General features: G+C 73.5%; 3 protein-coding genes. 1 reads left to right on the top strand and 2 read right to left on the bottom strand.

The window, feature by feature from the left end; translation table 11 throughout:
* Both GUY61_RS37470 and GUY61_RS37465 read right to left on the bottom strand, forming a co-directional pair.
* Positions 1 to 728 (bottom strand): DUF4255 domain-containing protein (locus tag GUY61_RS37470; RefSeq protein ID WP_166634751.1); only part of this gene is annotated, 728 nt, incomplete at its 3' end.
* 166 nt (positions 729 to 894) lie between these two features.
* A complete protein-coding gene (locus GUY61_RS37465) occupies positions 895 to 1563 on the bottom strand; it encodes a response regulator transcription factor (protein ID WP_166634750.1) in 669 nt (222 codons plus the stop codon).
* A gap of 150 nt (positions 1564 to 1713) precedes the next feature.
* On the opposite strand from GUY61_RS37465, the gene GUY61_RS37460 reads away from it, so the two are divergent.
* Positions 1714 to 2445 (top strand): ATP-binding protein (locus GUY61_RS37460; RefSeq protein WP_166634749.1); only part of this gene is annotated, 732 nt, incomplete at its 3' end.

Below are 2445 nucleotides of genomic sequence, written 5' to 3'. Positions count from 1 at the left end.
GGCCACCGCATCCCCGTCTGGTACGGCCCCGAGGGCCAGGTCGTCTGCGTCGGCCCGAGCGGGCCGGCGCCCGCCTCCGCCGCGCCCGGCGCGGGCGCGTGCGGCGACAGGTCCCGCGGGCGGTGGCGCCGTTCCGGCGAGCCCTCGAGGCTGCCGTCCATCCCCCGCAGGCGCACACCCGCGCCCTCCGTGACCGGCGGCCCGGCATCGTACTCGGGGAAGGCGGGGAACGGCGCCGTGACCACCAGGTCCAGGGACGGCTTGAGTTCACCGCCGAGCGCGGACCAGATCTCGGCGAAGGACCTGGCCTCCGTCTGGATCCCCGCGATCGTGAGCGGCACGGCCAGGCCCAGCTCGCGCAGCGACTGCGGCAGTTCATCGGGCGGCAGGATCTCGCGGGGCAGCAGTGTGGCCAGCACCGCGGACAGCAGGCGGTGTTCGTCCTGGGGCCGCTTGGTCCAGGCCGTCACGAGGTACGAGAGCCGGAACCAGCGCGGCGGCTGGCGGCGGCGCACCACGACTCCCCGTTCGTCACGGACCGCGACGGCGCCCCGCTCCCGCCGAGCCACGTCCTCGCGGATGTCGTACAGGAAGGCGTTCACGGCCGGGGCATTGCGCCGGGCGGCCCAGTCACGGGTCGGAGCGTCGAAGGCGATGTCGATGTCCGTCCCCGCCAGGACTCCTCCGCCCAGCAGCCCCTTGAGGACCTCGTCCACCTCGTGGATCACCGTCGTGCTCCTGCCCCGCCGTGGCGGCGTGTCGCCGCGCGCCGCGGCCCGCGTGTCGTGTGCTCTTGGATCCTGCCCTGCCGGCCGGTCCTTCCCCGAGGCGCGCCGGGGACTGCGCGGGGGCACACCGGCGTGCCCGGGCGGACCCGCGCCGGTGTCCCGGAGATCAGATGTAACCTTCCCGAAGGGCATAGGCCACGGCGTGCGCCCGGTTGCGAAGGTGGAGCCGGGTGGTCAGGCCGTGCATCACGTTCTTGACGGTGCGTTCGGAGTACGACAGCTTGCTCGCGATCTCTCCGGTGTCCATCCCCTCGGCGACGAGCCGCAGGACATCTATCTCGCGCGGCGCGAGACCGGACCGCGGTGTTCCGGGCTGGCCCGCGGTGCTGCGCTGCAGCGAGCCCACCTGGTTGATCAGCCGTCCCAGCAGGTCGGCGGGGAGGTCGCCGTCGCCGCGCGAGGCCGCGAGCACGGCCTGCAACAGCCGGTGCGCGGTGGCCTCGTGGCGCCAGACGATCGCTCCGACGCCGCATTCGATGACCGCGAGCAGCTCGGCCTCACGGATCTGCCCCACGACCAGGACCGCGCGGGCGCCGTCGTTGCGCACCAGTCTGCGCAGCCGGGAGAACGTTGTCTCGTCGAGTACGTCCGCGATCAGTACGGCCACGGCACCGGCTCTGGCGCCGGGATCGTCGAGGACCTCGACCGTCGGGTGGGGACGCAGCTGGCTGAGCACCCCGGCCCGGGAGATGGGGTCCGGTGTGTGGACGGCGACCGGTATGCGGTGGCCGGGCTCCGCCGTGCCCGTATCGGTGGCGGGAAATGAGGTACGCAAACGTCTTCCCCGTATCCAAGTTGGAGTCACGGGCGTGGTTCCTGTGACCAATGTGTGCCCTCAACCCTCTTGGGACGCGGGCGCTTCGGGCAATCGTGGAGGACCACGAGGCGCACCACGAGATCAGCCGGACGTCCACGAGAGGAGGCGATGATGCCCCGTCAGCCACTTCGCGAACGGGACGCGGTCATGGAACTGGTGGCCGCCGAGGCGGAACACGCCCGCGAGGGCAGCGGCAGCCTCGTACTGCTCCGCGGTGCGACCGGCACCGGACGCACCGCCCTGCTGGAGGCCGTGACCGACCCGGAGGAGGCGCGCGGCATGCGCGTGCTGCGGGCCCGCTGCTCGCCCGGGGACCACGACTCCCCCTTCGCCACCGCCGTACGACTCCTCGACTCCGCAGGGGAGTTCGGCGGCATGACCGACGGGTTCGAGACACGCGCATCCGTGACCGTCGGGTCCGTGACACGCGGGTTCGGCACACCTGCTGCCCCGCACGACCGGAGGTATGCCGCACGGCTGTGGTCGGTGCTGCGCTCGTACGCCGCCGAGGGTCCGCTGCTGCTCGCCGTCGACGATGTCCACCTCGCCGACGAACCGTCCCGCCGCTGGCTCGCCGAGGCCGCGCGGCTGGCCGACCGCTTACCCGTCCTGCTGGTGGTGACCGAGCGCAGCCAGTACGACATCGACCCGCCGGCCCCCGGACTGACCCACGCGCTGCCTCCCTCCCGGGTGCGCACCCACACCCTCGCCCCGCTCCCCGGCGCCGCGGCCGCCGAACTCGTACGCGCGGCGGCGGGCACCCGCACCCCGCCCGGCTGCGCCGGCGACTGCGTCAGCGCCGCCGCCGGCAGTCCTCTGCTGCTGCACGCCCTCCTCGAC

The sequence above is a fragment of the Streptomyces sp. GC420 genome (assembly GCF_009916105.1).
GTDB lineage: Bacteria > Actinomycetota > Actinomycetes > Streptomycetales > Streptomycetaceae > Streptomyces.
The sequence above is the reverse complement of the archived record's forward strand: the minus strand, read 5'-3'. Positions and strand labels throughout refer to the sequence as shown.